Source organism: Parasphingopyxis sp. CP4 (assembly GCF_013378055.1).
Classification (GTDB): Bacteria; Pseudomonadota; Alphaproteobacteria; order Sphingomonadales; family Sphingomonadaceae; genus Parasphingopyxis.
This window is the reverse complement of the sequence record NZ_CP051130.1, coordinates 1,678,505-1,694,909: the sequence shown is the minus strand read 5'-3', so window position 1 is coordinate 1,694,909 and position 16,405 is coordinate 1,678,505. Positions and strand designations below refer to the sequence as shown.

The window sequence follows — 16,405 nt, the reverse complement described above, 5'->3', positions numbered from 1 at the left end:
ATGAAGACTGATCATTCTCCCCCTACAATCCTCGTGCTCGCGGGTAAGCGAGACGGTGCGCTCGATCCCCTGGCGGAACGCGCGGGCGTCACACACAAGGCGGTTGTGCCGATCGGCGGAAAACCGCTGATTGGCCATGTTCTCGCGACACTCGAAAAAGCGTGGGACGATGCGCAGATCCTGGTGTCGATCCATGACGAATCAGTGCTTGAGGATGTTGAGGAATATCAGCGCCTTAAGGCAGCTGGACGGTTGAAGGCATGCGAGGCGCAGGCCGGGATCGTCGAAAGTGTGGAAGCGGCAGCCGAACAGGCGGAATGGCCGATCTTGATCACCACCGGTGATAATGCGCTGACGACTGCTGATGCCCTGCATGAAATCCATGCGCATGGGATCGAAGATGGCGCCGATGTGGCGATCGGTCTTGCCAAGCGCGAGGATATTCAAGCTGCACATCCGGATGGCCAATATGGCTTCTACCAGTTCAAAGATATCGCGATTTCCAACTGCAACCTGTTCTGGCTGGGCAATCCGCGCGCTTTCTCTGCCGTCGAGTCCTTTCGCACTGGCGGGCAGTTTTTCAAGAATCGCAGCCGGATCATCAAGGCGTTCGGCCTTGGGAACATGATCCGCTTCCTCCTCAAGACCGAGACCGTAGATAGCGCCATGGCGCGCTTGTCGAAGCGGTTTGGTGTGAAGGTGATCGCTCACAAATTCACCGATGGCCGGCTCGCCATCGATGTCGATAATGAGCGGACCTATCGCGTAACTGAGGAGCTGATGAAAGAGACGGCATGACCGATACGCCAACTATCCTCGTGCTGGCCGGCAAGCGCGATGGAGCGCTGGATCCTCTCGCAGAACGTGCCGGTGTCAGTCACAAAGCGGTTATCCCTGTCGCAGGCAAGCCGCTCATCTCGCACGTACTCGAACGGCTCGAAGAGGCCTGGGAGGATGCACGCATCATCGTTTCGATCCATGACCCGACGGCCCTTGATCATGTCACGGCTGTCCGCCGCCTGCGCGATGCGGGTCGATTAGAACTGGCCGAGGCGAAAGATGGCTTAGTCGAAAGTGTCGCAAGTGCGGCCGAGAATGTCAGCTGGCCACTGTTGATCACAACCGGTGATAACGCGCTGACGACTGTCGAGGCGCTCCACACGATCAATGCGATCGGCGATGAGAAGAGTGTTGATGCGGTCATTGGCGTCGTCAGCACGGAGGCGATCCAGGCGGCTTATCCCTACCAGAAAAAGGGGGGATACGAGTTTCGCGACCTGACAATCTCTAACTGCAACCTCTTTTGGCTGCGCAACAGTGATGCGCTGGCTTCGGCCGAGCCGTTTCGCCGGGGCGGGCAGTTCGCCAAGCGCAAGGGCGAGCTACGGCGCGCATTCGGCCTGTGGAATCTCATCCGCTTCCGCCTCAAGCTCGATACGCTGGACAAGGCGATGGGCCGCCTGTCGCGCCGGGTCGGTGTGCCGGTTGTCGCACATCTGTTTGCCGATGGGCGGCTTGCAATCGATGTCGATAATCTGGAAAGCCTTGAGGCCACCGAATCCCTGCTGGCCGCGGACCAGGCAGACTAACGCATTTCCGCCATGCGGGAGCGAAGATTTGCGTTCCATCGATCTTGCTCAGCCGCAACGCAGGCCGCCGAATGGCATGTCGCCCGGACATTATTGTACCAGTTGCGCTGTGCCCGGTTGAAATTTCTCAATCTGTCGGGCGATGATTCCAGCCGCGCTCGAATCTGGCGGATCAGCCCAGACATTTCGCGCGCCCGATCGCCAAGCGATGAATCGGCGCAGATCAGATACTCGGTATCGCTGGGTACTCCGGCACACGCTTGCACGACCCGTTGGAGCGGTCCGGCGGGCGCAGGAGCAGGCGTTGGCGGGGCAGCTTGCGGTTGCGGCGCCGGAGTAGGGCTGGGCGCGCTGCTGGCCGGTGGCGGTGCGCTTGGTTGCGATTGTGGCGGTGGCGCTGCGGGCGTTTCAACTACTGGCGTTGCGGTACCCTCAGGAACATCATCGCCGTCTTCAATGCCCTCGGCCAAGTCTGCATCAGCGATTTCGACGGCATCGCTTTCGTCGGTTGCAATCTCCCGGTCTTCGCCTCCACGGCTGGTGATCATCCAGGTGATCAGCACGGCGGCCAGCAGGGCAATCGCGGCGAGTGCTATCCAGGTGCCGGGAATTTTTGCGGGAACACCGGTTGCTGGTTCTGCTGAGGTGGCAGGAGGAGGTGGCGGAGGCGGGGCTGTTTCCGACAGCCCGGCATAGGATTTGGCTTGCGATGCCACACGGTCAATGACGCTGTCGCGGCGATCGATCCAGTCGATCCATTGCGAGTCCGCAAGATGATAGGCGAGCTCACCCGGATCGATGGCTTCCAGGCGAAGCGGAATGATCGGCCGGCCGGCGGTATCGCCAAGGATCAGCTCGCGTTTTACGTGCCGGCTCTTCTCCGATTCCGCGCAGAAAAGCAGCAGGATGGCGGATGATTTGTCGATTGCGTTGCGGACGGACTTGTCGAACGGTTCGCCCGGATCAACGTCCCGCGGTGCGATCCAGCATTTTACTCCGCGCTTCTGTAAGGCCGTCTCGACAGCCTTTGCCACTTCGACCTTGCTCGAATGATGGCTTACAAAAACTGTGACATTGTCTTCACTGCCCACGCGCTGCCCCTCAGTCCGTGAAGCCCGAAGCTAGCCCATGTCAGGCAGATAGGCCAGCCGCGCGGCGGTCGTGAAAAGCCGCCAGCTCCCGATCCATTACGCGGAACCAAAAAGGTGGCAGCATGGCGAGCACGACCATCGCCGAATAGCCATAAGGTAGCTGCGGTGCTTCGTCATGATTGCGCAGCGAATAAAAGGGTCGGCTCGATTGCCGGTGATGGTCAGAATGGCGACCGAGATTGAACAGGCTCACATTGGTGAGGATATGGTTGGAGTTCCAGCTATGGACCGGCTTTACCGCCTCATAGCTTCCATCGGGGCGCTGAGCGCGAAGCAGTCCATAATGTTCGATATAGTTGATCGTCTCGAGTGCGAAGATCGCAAACAGCGCCTGCACCGCGAACAGCAACAGGCTAAGCGGCCCGAGGAACAGATACGTTGCTATCATCAATGCAATGGTGAAAGCCTGCCAGCGTAGGATCAGGTTATGGTGCGACCAGAACGCCCGCTTCTCTCGCTTTAGCCTCTCATGTTCCAGCTGCCAGGCGCTGGCGAAGCTACCGAACACTGTGCGCGGCAGGAACGCATAGAGCGACTGGCCGGCACGCGCCGTCGCGGGATCGTCCGGAGTTGCAACGCGGCGGTGATGGCCATGCACATGTTCGACGCAGAAGAAGCTATAGGCTTCGAGCGCCATCAGCAGAAAAGCCAGTTGTCGCTTGCCAGTCGATCGGCGATGCATCAACTCATGGGCGGTGACGATGCCGACAAATCCGCCATATTCGCCGATAATTATCGCGAAGAGCAGGAACTCCCACCAGCTCAGTGGCGTGACTGAGACCGCATAGAGCGCCCAGCCCAGCAGCAGCACCATCGACCAGGCCGCAGTCATCAGCGACATGTCATACTGGCGCTTGGTTCGCGCATCGAACCGGGCGATCCGGCTTTCCGACGGCCATAGCGATGTTCCCGTCACACTGTCGCCGATCGGCAGCAGGAAATAGAAAATCACCGGCATGACGGCGAGCCAGATGCCGCCGGCATAAAAGCTCGCCACAATCAGCAGAGCGGCAATCGGGCCGACAAGATAGGCGAGCGGATAACGCATGGGCCCTACATAGTGTCGGGCACGGTTAGCGGCAATCAGATGCGGCTATGTATCTGGGCTATTCAGCGGGCTCAGCATCGACGCTGATCGTAATCCCGTCGCCGTCATCATCTTCGATCCGGAAGCTGCGCTGGTTCGAGTCGGACCGCGTTTCAACAATCCGCCGATCTCCGACAGTCCGTTCGGATACCACCTCCTCGTCGGCCGTCGCATCCGCGTCTTCGGCCGTCGCATCCGCGTCTCCGGCCGTTCCGGCCTCGGTCGCATCGCCGTCCGCAGACTCTTCTTCGCCATCAGTGGCTTCGTCGTCTTCACGGTCTTGATCGCGTTCGCCGCGAACACCGGCACGCACACTCTCTCGTATCTCGCGACGGATCGTGTCCCGGGCGTCGCGGATGTCGGAATCCTCGATGGTGATTTGCACCGGATCACGGTCGTCAAATCCGTCAAAATTCCAAACGATCGCAGCCAATGCGATAGCGCCGCCGATATAGAGCGCGCGTTTACGCCGTGGATCGGGTTCGGGGGAGGATTCGGACGTCACGGTATTTCCCTTGTTTCTGTCCGTTCACTGTATCGCAGCGCGCATCAAAACGGAAGGTGTGTTTGTCGACTAATACACCTATTTTGTCAAATTGTGCTTGTAATCGCCCTGCGCACCAGGGGCAGCTGATCATTGCCGAAATACAAGTCGCTGCCATTGACGAAGATGCTGGGCGATCCAAAGCCGCCCCGCTCGATGACCTCTTCGGTGTTGGTGCGCAAGCGCAATTTTACCGGATCGTCCTGAGTTTGGGCGACCAATGCCGCGCCATCCATTCCGATATCATTCGCAATCGCGGCCAGCACTTCGGGTTCGTCGATATTTTCCTGGCGGTCGAAATAGGCGGAGAAAGCAGCTTCGGCGAATTGGGCGAGTGCCGGTTGATCCTCTTCGAGCGCGCAACAAGCACGCATAGCATGGACGCTGCGCACTGGATGCCATGGCGCCGGGAAATTCAACGGCAGATCGGACCAGGCCGCCCAATCGCGCAGGCTTTTCATGAAAAACCGCGCCTTGGGACCCTTGCTGTCTTCGCGCGCTGCATAGACAGATTTGTTCACTGCGTTGAACACACCGCCGACCAGAAACGGCCGCCAGGTTACCTCTGCGCCGGTTTCCGCAAGGATCGGGCGGATATTGTGGAAGGCCAGATAGGTCCACGGGCTGGAGAGATCGAAGAAGAATTCAACTTTGGCGGTCATGTCAGTCTTTCGTATCTATTCCGAACAGGACTTTTGCCGTTTGGGCATCGTCCTGGGGATTGCGATTGAGTCGCTCGCGGCCGAGATCCATGCCGCGACGCAGGCCCTCGCGTTGTTTCAACTGGTCATACCAGCGGCGGACATGGGGAAACTGCTCCAGATCGATTTCCTGGCGCTTATAGGTCTGGATCCAGGGGAAACAGGCCATATCGGCAATGCTGTACTCGGCGCCGGCGACATGCTGATTCTCTGCCAATTGCCGGTTGAGCACGCCAAACAGGCGCTCGGTTTCGCGCCGATATCGATTGATGGCATAGGGAATTTTTTCCGGTGCATAGAGTTTGAAATGGCCATGTTGGCCGAGCATCGGCCCCAGCCCGCCCATCTGCCACATCAGCCATTGGCGCACTTTCGAGCGTCCGACCGGGTCGAATGGCAGAAAGGAGCCAGTTTTCTCCGCCAGATAGACAAGGATCGCACCGGTTTCGAACACCGAATGTGGCTGGCCGCTGCCGAGCGGTTCATTGTCGACAATGGCGGGAATACGGTTGTTCGGGCTGATTGCGAGAAATTCCGGCTCAAATTGCTCGCCTGCGCCAATATTCACCCATTTCACCTGATAGGGCAGGCCGCATTCTTCCAGCATGATGCTGATTTTCCAGCCATTCGGCGTCGGGGCGAAATAGAGATCGATCATGGGCCTGTCCGTTTGTCAGCTTGACACTGGTTGACACAGGACCGGCCCCAATTCTCGTCTGAAACCGCTGTAATGTAAGGCTTTACCCAAATCGAGTGTGGCCTTTTACAATGCAGCGATTATCTCCTTGATCCGTCTTCGTGTCGATATTGGTTGTGGGTATAGTGTCCCAGCCCATCGCCTATTTTGCAAGAAAACGTTGGCGAACAGTGTCCGGAACTGGGATTGGTTTACCGGATTTCAAATCTACATGGACATGGACCAGCTCGATCCGGGCACGCAGATCATTTGTGCCGTCTTGGCCGATGAGGTGGATTTCGGTGGTCACGCTGCTGGATCCGACACGGGTCGTTTCAGCCAGCCCATCAACCTCCTCATCGGCACGGATTGGCTGGATGAATTCAACCACCGCCTTCACGACATGGAATTCCAGCGCCTCATCGCCGCTGAAATGCACATCGAGCGTGCGCCAATATTCGGTGATGATCAGATCCGCATATTCCAGATAGCGCGAATTAAACACGACCGACTGCGGATCGACCTCAGAGTAACGAACACGGAAACGATGGGAGAAGGGTGCGGCCATTAATCGCCGTCGGTACCCGCGCTGTTGGACCGGAATCCATCGAGATATTTCTTGATGCCGCGCGCGGCCTGGCGAATGCGCTGTTCATTCTCAACCAGCGCGATGCGGACAAAACCTTCGCCTTCTTCACCAAAACCAACGCCCGGGCTCACGGCCACGCCGGCATGGCGGAGCAGGTCCTTGGAAAATTCCATCGCGCCCATATGCGCGCATTGTTCCGGGATCGGCGCCCAGGCGAACATGCTGGCGTCTGGCGAGGGGACGTCCCATCCCGCGCGGGCAAAGCTTTCGACCATCACATCGCGGCGATTGCGATACAGGGTGCGGTTCTGATCGATAATGTCTTGCGGGCCGTTCAAAGCAGCGACTGCGGCGACCTGGATCGGCGTGAACGCACCATAGTCGAGATAGGATTTCACCCGCGTCAGCGCGCTGATCAGATGCTCGTTGCCGACTGCAAAGCCCATCCGCCACCCGGCCATGCTGTACGTCTTGGACATGGAGGTGAATTCGACCGCGACATCCTTTGCACCCGGGATCTGGAGCAGCGAAGGGGTCGGCGTGTCGCCATAATAAAGCTCGGCATATGCGAGATCGCTGATCACCCAGATTTCATGCTCTTTCGCGAATTCAACGACTTTTTCGTAGAAATCGAGATCGGCGACATAGGCAGTGGGATTGCTCGGATAACCGATCACCAGCACCGAGGGTTTGGGCACGCTGTATGCGAGCGAATATTTGAGGCGATCGAAAAATTGCGGTCCGGGCTGGGCCGGGATCGACCGGATCGCCGCTCCGGCAATGATGAAACCGAAGGTGTGGATCGGATAGGAGGGGTTCGGCGCAAGCACGACATCGCCGGGCGCAGTAATCGCCTGGGCAAGGTTGGCGAGCCCTTCCTTGGACCCCAATGTCACAACGACTTCGCTGTCGGCATCAACTTCGACATCGAAGCGGCGCTTGTAATAGGCGGCCTGGGCCTTGCGGAGGCCGGGAATGCCTTTGGAGGCGGAATACCGGTGGGCGGTCGGATCGTTGGCAACTTCGGAAAGCTTGTCGATCACATGCTGGGCCGGCGGCGTATCCGGATTGCCCATGCCCAGATCGATAATATCCTCGCCCCGCGCGCGCGCCTCGGCCTTCATCGCGTTCACTTCGGCGAAGACATAGGGCGGCAGGCGGCGGATGCGATAGAAATCGGTATTCATAATGTCGCTGTTCTACAGAGACTTTGCGCAAGGAAAAGCAAAAAGCGCGTTTCCGCATTCCCGCGCCGCCGGGAATCGAGTAGCTTCGATCGGATCTGGATTCCCGCATGCGCGGGAATGACGAGGGAGACTGGATGTGGCGAGTAAAAGCGATACCTCTGACACAGGGCCGGATATGCCCACGCTGGAGGATATGCAGCACTGGACCGGAATTCTCGGCCAGGCGCAGCAGATGATGCTTGAATATGCCTCCACCCAGATGGAGCAGGCCAAGGAGGGCGCGCCCGGCGCGCTTGATCCGGCGAAGCTGGCAGAGGCCGTGCCATCAACCGACCAGCTCGCCGCGATGTTCCCCAGTGTCCCGGCTTTCAGCTTCGACAGTGAAAAATTCGCCAAAGCGCAGAGCGATTTCTGGGAAGATAGTTTGAAGCTATGGACGCGCTTCCTTAATCCGGGCGATGGCGAGAGCGAAGGCGAACCTGCGCCGCCGCGCTCCAAGGACCGCCGCTTTGCCGCCCCGCAATGGCAGGATAATCCGGTTTTCGACATGATCCGGCAAAGCTATCTGATGATTGCCGATCATATGCTGCGCGGCGTTGACCTGATTGATGGCGTCGATCCCAAGCAGAAGGAGCAGGTCCGCTTCGCAACCCAGCAGTTTGTGGATGCGATGAGCCCGTCCAATTTCGCCCTGACCAATCCGCAGGTGCTCGAAAAGGCGATGGAGACCAAGGGTGAGAGCTTCCTCAAGGGCCTCGAGCATATGCTCAGCGACATGCGCAAGGGGCAGCTCACCCATACCGATCCCGATGCCTTCACCCTGGGTGAGAATATTGCGACGACGCCTGGCAAGGTGGTCAAGGAAACGCCGCTCTACCAGCTGATTCAATATGAACCGGTGACGAAAAAAGTATTTGAAACGCCGCTGATCATCTTTCCGCCCTGGATCAACCGTTTCTATATTCTCGATCTCAACGAGAAAAAGAGCTTTATCCGCTGGGCCGTGGCGCAGGGGATCACGGTGTTTGTCGTCTCCTGGAAGTCCGCCGATGAAAGCATGGGTGAAGTGACGCAGGACGATTATGTTGTGCGCGGCCAAGTCGATGCGATCGATACGGTGCGGGAGCTACTCAAAGTGCCGTCGGTCAACACGATCGGCTATTGCGTGGCCGGCACGACGCTGGCGATGACGCTGGCCTATCTCGCCGCTCGCGGCGAAGCGGACAAGGTGGAGAGCGCGACCTTCTTTACCGCGCAGGTGGATTTCACCATGGCTGGCGACCTCCATCTCTTCATCGACGATATGCAGGCCAAGCTGATTGAACAGCTGGGCGAGGGCCAAGGCTATCTGGACGGCCGCTATATGGCGGCGACTTTCAACATGCTGCGCGGGCGTGACCTCATCTGGAACTATGTCGTGAACAATTATCTGATGGGCGAGGAATATCCGGCATTCGACCTGCTCCACTGGAATGGCGACACGACGAATCTGCCTGCGAAATGGCACAAGAATTATCTGCAGGATTTCTATCGCGACAATAAACTCGCCGAGCCGGGTGGGCTGAGTGTGGATGGCGAGCCTATCGATATGCGCAATGTGGAAACGCCCAGCTATGTCCAGGCAGGCCGCGAAGATCATATCGCCCCGCCCGAAAGCGTATGGAAGATCACCGAGCATTTTGCCGGTCCGCTGAAATTCGTACTCGCGGGATCGGGGCATATTGCGGGCGTCGTCAATCCGCCCGACGCCAACAAATACCAATATTGGACGAACAAGAAGCAAGCGGACACGCTGGAGGACTTTATCGCCGGCGCGAAGGAAACGGCCGGCAGCTGGTGGCCCGACTGGCTCAAATGGTTGGGCGGCCATTCGGGCGAGATGGTTGAGGCGAAGAAGGCGCGCATCCCGGGCAAGGGCAAATTCAAGGCGATTGAGGATGCTCCGGGCAGCTATGTGCGTTCGCGCTAAGCGAAGAAACGCGCAATTTCCTTTGTGATAATAGTCTATAACCCTATATAAACAGCCACTTGGCAATTTTGTTGCAGTGCACAAAAAAGTGCTTGCATTTTGCCGAGTCGTCCTATATTGTGCACCGCAACATAACAGATTGAAGGTCTGGCCACAGCGCCGGGCCCCGATAACAGGCCGTTCAAGTCGGCCAACACAGAAGGAAGACGAAAATGGCTACGAAGAAAACCACGAAGACGACCGCCAAGAAGGCCGCTCCCAAGGCTACCAATCGCGTTGAAGAAGCGATGGAAACCGCCAGCGAGCGCGTAAAGGAAACCGCTGAAAAGACGCGTGAGCGCGTTGAAGGTTTCGTTGCTCAGGCACAGGACCGCGCCAAAGAAACCGCTGAAAAGGTTTCGGCAATGGGCACGGACATGGTTGAATTCCAGAAGGCAAACGTTGAAGCAATGGTCGAAAGCGGCAAGATTGCTGCCCAGGGCGTTCAGGACATTGCCAAGCAGAATGCTGAATATGCTCGCACGAACCTCGAAACTGCCACCAAGGCATTTGAAGGTTTCGGTTCGGTCAAGTCGCCGCGCGATCTGATCGAAGTTCAGAACGAACGTGCTCGCGCTAGCTTCGACACGCTGGTTCAGCAGGCTTCGCACAACACTGAAGCATGGATGAAGCTCGCCGGTGACGCATTCCAGCCGATCTCCGAGCGTTTCACCGCTGCAATGGAAAACGTTCGTAAAGCTGCCTAACTCTCCGGCAGTATTCGAACGAGACAAAAGGGGTCGCTCCGGTAACGGAGCGGCCCTTTTTCTTTGGCCATCGGCGCATCACCCCCTTGCTTCGCGGCGGTGCAATACGATATTCTCCTCATCATGCTCGACAGCCGTGAAATTCTGGCCGCCAATGGCGATGAAGATGGGGACGATGAATCCGGTGGATCCGGGATCGGCGTCGCCACCCAAACGCGCACGCGGACCAAGAAGCCATCACCCTATAAAGTGCTCATGCTGAATGACGATTTCACGCCGATGGAATTTGTGGTGCTCGTGTTGCAACGCTTTTTCAGCATGAATATGGAAGATGCGACACGCGTGATGTTGCAGGTGCATCAACGCGGCGTGGGTGTGTGCGGGGTCTTCAGCTATGAAGTGGCCGAGACCAAGGTGACCCAAGTGATCGATTTTGCCCGCGAAAACCAGCACCCGCTTCAATGCACGATGGAAAAGGCCTGATTTAGCTGGCCGGGATTGCGCGTTTCTGAGGGTGCGCTAGAAGCCGCTCATGGACAGTATAGTAATTCGCGGCGGCAACCGGCTTTCCGGCACGCTCCAAATCTCTGGCGCAAAAAACGCGGTGCTCACGCTGATGCCGTGCGCATTGCTGACCGATGAGGCCTTGTGCCTGGAAAATCTGCCGCGGCTCGCCGATGTCGATGGCTTTATGCATTTGCTCAATCAGCATGGCGCGTCGACCATGCTGGAAGGCGGGCATAATGGCGGAGCGCGCAAGATGACGGTGACGGCAAAGACCATCGCCTCCACCGTCGCGCCCTATGATTTCGTCCGCAAGATGCGCGCCTCTATTCTGGTACTGGGTCCGCTTGTTGCGCGGGCCGGCGAGGCGACCGTATCCATGCCGGGGGGCTGTGCGATCGGCAACCGACCGATCGATCTCCATCTGAAAGCTTTGGAAGCACTGGGCGCTGAGATCGAGCTTGCCGCTGGCTATGTGAAAGCGAAGGCGCCGGATGGTGGTTTGCACGGCGGCACGATTTCCTTTCCGGTCGTCTCTGTCGGAGCGACAGAGAATGCACTGATGGCAGCGGTGCTCGCGAAGGGCGAGACGGTGATCGAGAATGCTGCGCGCGAGCCGGAGATTGTCGATCTGTGCAATTGCCTCGTCGCAATGGGCGCAGAGATCGAAGATATCGGCAGCGACCGACTGGTCGTCCATGGCAAGGATCGGCTGCACGGTGCAACCTATGCGGTGATGCCCGATCGGATCGAAGCGGGCAGCTACGCCTGTGCGGCGGCGATCACAGGTGGTGAGCTGATGCTCAACGGCGCCCGGGCGAGCGACATGCCATCGATCATAGCGGGGCTTCGCGATGTTGGCCTGGAGGTTGATGAGCGCGATGATGGGGTGAAGGTGACGGCCAATGGCCGCCTCGACCCAGCGACTATATCGACCGCGCCTTTCCCGGGCTTCCCGACCGATATGCAAGCCCAGTTCATGTCCATGCTGGCACTCGCCGACGGGACCAGCATGCTGACCGAAACGATCTTCGAGAACCGCTATATGCATGTGCCCGAGCTAGCGCGCATGGGCGCGGATATCGAAGTGCGCGGCCGAACGGCGGTGGTGAAGGGCGTTGACGAGCTGGTTGGCGCCAATGTGATGGCAACGGACCTGCGCGCCTCAATGAGCCTCGTGCTCGCCGGGCTCGCGGCCAAAGGCGAAACCAAGGTGCTGCGCGTCTATCATCTCGATCGAGGCTATGAGCGGCTTGAGGATAAGCTCGGCGCAGTCGGTGCGGATATCGAACGCGTCAGCGAAGGCTAGATTATCGTAATGATCGTGTGAATAGTGAGGCCGACAAGCCCGCCAACCAGCGTCCCGTTCATCCGGATATATTGTAGATCCCGGCTCACCGCATTTTCCACCCGATCGGTGATCGTTTTCGCGTCCCAGCCTTTGACGGTGTCCGAGACCAGCCGGACGATGCTGTCGCCATAATCGGCTACGGCGCCGACAGTCGCGCGGCGCGCAAAGCTGTTGATCGCGCGTTTGATTTCTGGATCTTCCTGCAAGGTGCGGCCCAGTTCCTGCAGCGCTTCGCCGAACCGTCCCTCCATTGCCCGATCGGGATCGCGCGCTGCGCGGAGCAGCGCCTCGCGCGCCTGCTGCCACAATCCGTCAAGCCATTCGGTGACGGCTTCATTCTCGATCATATCCTGTTTGAAATGCTCGACCCGCTGGCGCATCTCCGCGTCATGCTGGAGGTCAAATGCCAGCCGGACAAAACCTTCATTTGCTTGGTCGCGCAGCGGATGATGCGGATCGCCTTCCATCTGCACGAGCAGCCTCCTGAGGCCGGTGATGATCGATTCTGACAGGCGATCGTCAATTGCCAGCCAGCGCATGAAGTTATTGGCCCGCTCATGGACCATGGCGCGGACAATATCTTCGTTCGAGTCGAGGATATTTGCAGCCCATCGGACCATGCCATCAACAATCGGGATATGGCGATCTTCTTTCATCGCCGCGACCATCGATTGGCCAAGCAGCGGCGCAATATCAAGATCGCGGAGCCGGTTGGCGATCATCGTCTTGGTGGTGCCGCCGAGTTTCTCGTCATCGAGATTTTCGAGCACCATCGCGACCAGATTGGAGGCGCCTTTGCGCATCCGGCTCTCATCGCCATTGGGATTGGTAAGAAATTTGCCGATTGCGCCCGCGACATCGAAACGCTGCATCCGGCGTGCGACGATTGCAGGCGTCAGGAAATTATCGCGCAGGAACCAGGCGAGTTGCTCACCAATCTGATCTTTTTTCCGCGGTACGATGGCAGTGTGCGGGATCGGGATACCCATGGGATAGCGAAACAGTGCCGTGACGGCGAACCAGTCTGCCAGTCCGCCGACCATTGCGGCTTCGGCAAAGGCCTGGACAAAACCCCAGGCCGGATGCGCGTCTTCCATCGAATGAGCGAGGACGAAGATCCCCGACATGAGGAACAGCATGGCGGTGGCCGTGCGCCGCATATTGCGGCCACGATCTTCCGATGCATTGAACCGGCTGATCGGCCGGGTGGGTTCCTCAGATGTCATTCGGCGGGCTGGATCGTTGCCTTCTCGTCATCTTCGGGCTTGTAGGTAAGCGCCCGACCGAAGAAGCGACGCAGCCGTTTTTCGGTACTGTCAGCCAGACTGAAGCAAGCCGGCACGATCACGAGCGTCAGTACGGTCGAGAGGATAAGGCCGCCAATCACCGTCCACCCCATGGGAGACCGCCACGCCCCATCGCCGGTCAGGGCAAGGGCCGTTGGGACCATGCCTGCGGTCATGGCGACGGTCGTCATCACGATCGGCTGGGCGCGTTTGTGGCCCGCTTCGATAATTGCGGTATCCTTGTCGACGCCCTTATCCATTTCCTCGATTGCGAAATCGACGAGCAGGATCGAGTTTTTGGCGACAATACCAAGCAGCATCAACAATCCGATAAAGACCGGCATGGAGAGCGGCTGACCGACAATGTGGAGCGCAATCGCACTGCCTAGTGGGGCCAGGATCAGCGACCCCATATTCACGAGCGGCGCCATGATCCTGCGATACAGCAGCACAAGGACGGCAAAGACTAGCAGCACCCCGGACAGCACGGCCACGAAGAAGTTGAACAGCATTTCTGCCTGCCATTCTTCGGGACCGGCAACGACGCGATCGACACCCGCCGGCATGTTTTCCCAGAAGGGAAGGGCATTGATCTCCGACATCGCATCGCCGCTCACCAGGCCGGGCGCGAGATCGGCGCCAATCACGATGCGGCGGCGCTGGTCATAGCGCCGAATTTCCGTCGGACCCGAACCGAATCCGATATCGGCGACGAGGCGCAGCGGAACCGAGCCGCCATTTTGCGTTGTCACCGGCAGGTTTTCGATGGTCGAAAGATCACGGCGTGATTCTTCGGCCAGCGCCACCCGGATCGGAATCTGGCGATCGCTAAGCGAAAAACGGGCAGCGTTTTGATCAATCTCACCCTGGGTTGCGATGCGGATCGCACGGCTGAGCTCTGCCGTAGTCACGCCGAGATCGGCAGCCAGGTCGAGACGCGGTGTCACAACGATTTCCGGACGCCGCAAATCGCCGTCGATGCGTGGTGCGATAATCGTATCCAGCTCGCTCATCTGGCGGACCAACTCATCGGCCTGTTCCTGGAGAATAACAGGATCGTCACCGCCGATAACCATCGAAATGTCTCGGCCGCTAAAGCCGCCTTGCTGCGATCGGAATGTCACGCGGGCATCGGGAATAGCGCGCAAGAGCGGCGCTGTTTCGCGTTCGAACTCGGTGCTCTTGCGTTCGCGATCATCCTCCAACGTCATGAAGATACGACCGCTGCCCGGATCGATCCGCTGGAATGCCGTGCGCACTTCCGGTTGTTCGCGCAGGATGGCCGCGACCTGGTCAGACACGCGTTCGGTTTCCTCAAGCGTCGTGCCCGGAACCATCTCAATATTGACCCGGCTGAAATCGTCATCGGTTTCCGGCTGGAAAGTGATGCCCAACTGGCTAAACGCGAAGATTGTTGCGACCAGCGCACCGCCGCCGCCGAAAATAGCGGTCTTCCAGCGATGGACGAGCGACCATTTCAGAAGCGCCATATAGCGATCCATGACCGGACCTTCGCCATGTTCGCGGACGCCTTCGGCACGCAGGAAATAGGCCGCGACCAATGGCGTAATTAATCGCGCCACGGCGAGGCTCATGACCACGGCAACCACCGTGGTGAGGCCGAACTGGATGAAGAACTGACCGGAAATGCCGGGCATCAGCGCGACGGGCAGGAAGACCGCGACAATGGCCATAGTCGTGGCCAGCACGGCCAGGCTGATCTCTTCTGCGGCATCAATCGATGCCTGGTATGAGGATTTGCCCATCCGCATATGCCTGACGATGTTCTCGATCTCGACGATCGCGTCATCGACAAGGACACCGGCCACCAGACTAAGCGCGAGGAGGCTGATAAAGTTGAGTGAGAAACCGAAGAGATCCATGAACCAGAAGGTCGGGATGGCAGAGAGCGGGATCGCGATCGCCGAGATCAGCGTCGCGCGCCAGTCACGCAGGAAGAACCAGACAACGATAACCGCAAGGATTGCACCCTCGATCAGTGCCATCATCGCGGATTCATAATTTTCGCGCGTATATTCCACGGTCGTGAAGAGTCGGGTGAAAGTAACGCCCGGATTGGCTTCCTCGATCTCCGCAAGCACCCGCTCGGCTTCGTCATAAACGGTAACGTCGGACGCACCCTTGGCGCGTTCGATGCCAAAGCTCAGCACCTGGCGGTTGTTCATCTTGGAGAGCGAACGCTGCTCACCATAAAGATCGCGAACTTCGGCGATATCGGCGAGTTTGACCGTTCGGCCACCGCCCAGTGCAATATCGGTCTGGCCGAGTTCATAGGCGGTTTCTGCATTGCCGAGAACGCGAACCGATTGCTCGGACCCGGCCACTTCGGCGCGGCCGCCTGCCGCATTAAGGTTGGTCGCGCGGAGCTGTGCATTAACCTGACTGGCAGTGATGCCCAAAGACTGGAGTCGTGCGGGATCAAGGATAACGCGGATTTCGCGGCTTACCCCGCCACCACGGTCGACTGCGGCCATGCCTTCAATTGAAAGCAATTCTCGAGCGACATTATTGTCGACGAACCAGCTGAGCTCTTCGAGCGTCATGTCGACATTTTCGACTGCGAAATAGGCGATCGTTCCGCCACCATTGATTTCGACGCGGACAACCTGCGGTTCTAATATGCCCTCCGGCAGGTCACCCCGAATCTGGGCGAGCGCATTGCGCACGTCATTCACTGCGCGATCGACCGGCGTACCAATCGTAAATTCGATAAAGGTGCGCGAATTGCCTTCATTGACGAAGGAGGAGAGCGTGTTCACGCCGCTGATATTGCGGACCGCAGCCTCAACCCGCTGGGTGACCTGATTTTCCATTTCCGTCGGTGCGGCGCCGGGCTGGGCAATAACCACCTGGACGGCCGGGAAATCGATCTCGGGACTGTCATTCACGTCGAGCCGGATGAAGCTGACAATGCCAGCCAGCATCAACCCGAGAAACAGCACGAGCGGCGGGGTTGGGTTCTTGATCGCCCAGGTCGATACGGTCCGGAAACTCATTAGTGGCT

Annotated in this window: 15 protein-coding genes; 6 read left to right on the top strand and 9 right to left on the bottom strand. The window is 58.5% G+C overall.

Going from position 1 to position 16,405, the window contains the following annotated elements; translation table 11 throughout:
* Together HFP51_RS08150 and HFP51_RS08145 are read left to right on the top strand one after the other, a co-directional pair.
* Nucleotides 1–798, top strand: coding sequence for a nucleotidyltransferase family protein (locus HFP51_RS08150; RefSeq protein WP_176875260.1), 798 nt, complete (start codon nt 1–3; stop codon nt 796–798).
* A complete protein-coding gene (locus tag HFP51_RS08145; protein ID WP_176875259.1) occupies nt 795–1,589 on the top strand; it encodes an NTP transferase domain-containing protein in 795 nt (264 codons plus the stop codon). Before HFP51_RS08150 ends, HFP51_RS08145 begins: the two co-directional genes overlap by 4 nt.
* Here HFP51_RS08145 and HFP51_RS08140 read toward each other — a convergent pair.
* From HFP51_RS08140 to HFP51_RS08110, 7 genes are all read right to left on the bottom strand, one after another.
* Entirely contained in the window at nt 1,586–2,680 is a 1,095-nt protein-coding gene (locus HFP51_RS08140) for a toll/interleukin-1 receptor domain-containing protein (RefSeq protein WP_176875258.1), read from the bottom strand. The genes HFP51_RS08145 and HFP51_RS08140 overlap by 4 nt on opposite strands.
* Nucleotides 2,681–2,720: 40 nt before the next feature.
* The gene (locus HFP51_RS08135) at nt 2,721–3,788 is read right to left on the bottom strand and encodes an alkane 1-monooxygenase (RefSeq protein WP_176875257.1); all 1,068 of its coding nucleotides are present in this window, start codon (nt 3,786–3,788) and stop codon (nt 2,721–2,723) included.
* 58 nt (nt 3,789–3,846) lie between these two features.
* A complete protein-coding gene (locus tag HFP51_RS08130; protein WP_176875256.1) occupies nt 3,847–4,332 on the bottom strand; it encodes a hypothetical protein in 486 nt (161 codons plus the stop codon).
* An 86-nt stretch (nt 4,333–4,418) separates the two neighbouring features.
* Nucleotides 4,419–5,033 carry a 2-hydroxychromene-2-carboxylate isomerase gene (locus HFP51_RS08125; RefSeq protein ID WP_176875255.1) on the bottom strand — a complete coding sequence of 205 codons (615 nt, stop codon included), beginning with the start codon at nt 5,031–5,033 and terminating at the stop codon, nt 4,419–4,421.
* A 1-nt stretch (nt 5,034) separates the two neighbouring features.
* Nucleotides 5,035–5,730 carry a glutathione binding-like protein gene (locus HFP51_RS08120; RefSeq protein WP_176875254.1) on the bottom strand — a complete coding sequence of 232 codons (696 nt, stop codon included), beginning with the start codon at nt 5,728–5,730 and terminating at the stop codon, nt 5,035–5,037.
* Nucleotides 5,731–5,911: 181 nt separating this feature from the next.
* Nucleotides 5,912–6,316, bottom strand: coding sequence for a thioesterase family protein (locus tag HFP51_RS08115; RefSeq protein WP_176875253.1), 405 nt, complete (start codon nt 6,314–6,316; stop codon nt 5,912–5,914).
* Nucleotides 6,316–7,524 (bottom strand): LL-diaminopimelate aminotransferase, encoded by a 1,209-nt coding sequence (locus HFP51_RS08110; protein ID WP_176875252.1) that lies wholly within the window; start codon nt 7,522–7,524, stop codon nt 6,316–6,318. The genes HFP51_RS08115 and HFP51_RS08110 overlap by 1 nt, the downstream gene beginning before the upstream one ends.
* A gap of 175 nt (nt 7,525–7,699) precedes the next feature.
* Between HFP51_RS08110 and HFP51_RS08105 the strand changes: the two genes are divergently transcribed.
* The 4 genes from HFP51_RS08105 (at nt 7,700) to murA (ending at nt 12,052) form a co-directional block, all read left to right on the top strand.
* Nucleotides 7,700–9,493: an alpha/beta hydrolase gene (locus HFP51_RS08105; protein ID WP_176876606.1), complete on the top strand. Its 1,794-nt coding sequence runs from the start codon at nt 7,700–7,702 to the stop codon at nt 9,491–9,493.
* A 212-nt stretch (nt 9,494–9,705) separates the two neighbouring features.
* On the top strand, nt 9,706–10,239 hold the full coding sequence (locus tag HFP51_RS08100) for a phasin family protein (protein WP_176875251.1): 534 nt from the start codon (nt 9,706–9,708) through the stop codon (nt 10,237–10,239).
* 123 nt (nt 10,240–10,362) lie between these two features.
* The gene (gene clpS / locus HFP51_RS08095) at nt 10,363–10,722 is read left to right on the top strand and encodes an ATP-dependent Clp protease adapter ClpS (protein ID WP_176875250.1); all 360 of its coding nucleotides are present in this window, start codon (nt 10,363–10,365) and stop codon (nt 10,720–10,722) included.
* A 49-nt stretch (nt 10,723–10,771) separates the two neighbouring features.
* Entirely contained in the window at nt 10,772–12,052 is a 1,281-nt protein-coding gene (gene murA, locus HFP51_RS08090) for a UDP-N-acetylglucosamine 1-carboxyvinyltransferase (protein ID WP_176875249.1), read from the top strand.
* Here the strand turns inward: murA and HFP51_RS08085 are convergent.
* Together HFP51_RS08085 and HFP51_RS08080 are read right to left on the bottom strand one after the other, a co-directional pair.
* Nucleotides 12,049–13,320 carry a DUF445 domain-containing protein gene (locus HFP51_RS08085; protein WP_370462907.1) on the bottom strand — a complete coding sequence of 424 codons (1,272 nt, stop codon included), beginning with the start codon at nt 13,318–13,320 and terminating at the stop codon, nt 12,049–12,051. The genes murA and HFP51_RS08085 overlap by 4 nt on opposite strands.
* Complete coding sequence (locus HFP51_RS08080) at nt 13,317–16,397, bottom strand: efflux RND transporter permease subunit (RefSeq protein WP_176875248.1); 3,081 nt, start codon at nt 16,395–16,397, stop codon at nt 13,317–13,319. Before HFP51_RS08080 ends, HFP51_RS08085 begins: the two co-directional genes overlap by 4 nt.
* Nucleotides 16,398–16,405: the final 8 nt, after the last annotated feature.

Coding starts and splice junctions, on each gene's coding strand:
- HFP51_RS08150 (WP_176875260.1), top strand. CDS start 1: ATGAAGACTGATCATTCTCCCCCTACAATCCTCGTGCTCGCGGGTAAG.
- HFP51_RS08145 (WP_176875259.1), top strand. CDS start 795: ATGACCGATACGCCAACTATCCTCGTGCTGGCCGGCAAGCGCGATGGA.
- HFP51_RS08135 (WP_176875257.1), bottom strand. CDS start 3,788: ATGCGTTATCCGCTCGCCTATCTTGTCGGCCCGATTGCCGCTCTGCTG.
- HFP51_RS08125 (WP_176875255.1), bottom strand. CDS start 5,033: ATGACCGCCAAAGTTGAATTCTTCTTCGATCTCTCCAGCCCGTGGACC.
- HFP51_RS08120 (WP_176875254.1), bottom strand. CDS start 5,730: ATGATCGATCTCTATTTCGCCCCGACGCCGAATGGCTGGAAAATCAGC.
- HFP51_RS08115 (WP_176875253.1), bottom strand. CDS start 6,316: ATGGCCGCACCCTTCTCCCATCGTTTCCGTGTTCGTTACTCTGAGGTC.
- HFP51_RS08110 (WP_176875252.1), bottom strand. CDS start 7,524: ATGAATACCGATTTCTATCGCATCCGCCGCCTGCCGCCCTATGTCTTC.
- HFP51_RS08105 (WP_176876606.1), top strand. CDS start 7,700: ATGCCCACGCTGGAGGATATGCAGCACTGGACCGGAATTCTCGGCCAG.
- HFP51_RS08100 (WP_176875251.1), top strand. CDS start 9,706: ATGGCTACGAAGAAAACCACGAAGACGACCGCCAAGAAGGCCGCTCCC.
- clpS (WP_176875250.1), top strand. CDS start 10,363: ATGCTCGACAGCCGTGAAATTCTGGCCGCCAATGGCGATGAAGATGGG.
- murA (WP_176875249.1), top strand. CDS start 10,772: ATGGACAGTATAGTAATTCGCGGCGGCAACCGGCTTTCCGGCACGCTC.
- HFP51_RS08085 (WP_370462907.1), bottom strand. CDS start 13,320: ATGACATCTGAGGAACCCACCCGGCCGATCAGCCGGTTCAATGCATCG.
- HFP51_RS08080 (WP_176875248.1), bottom strand. CDS start 16,397: ATGAGTTTCCGGACCGTATCGACCTGGGCGATCAAGAACCCAACCCCG.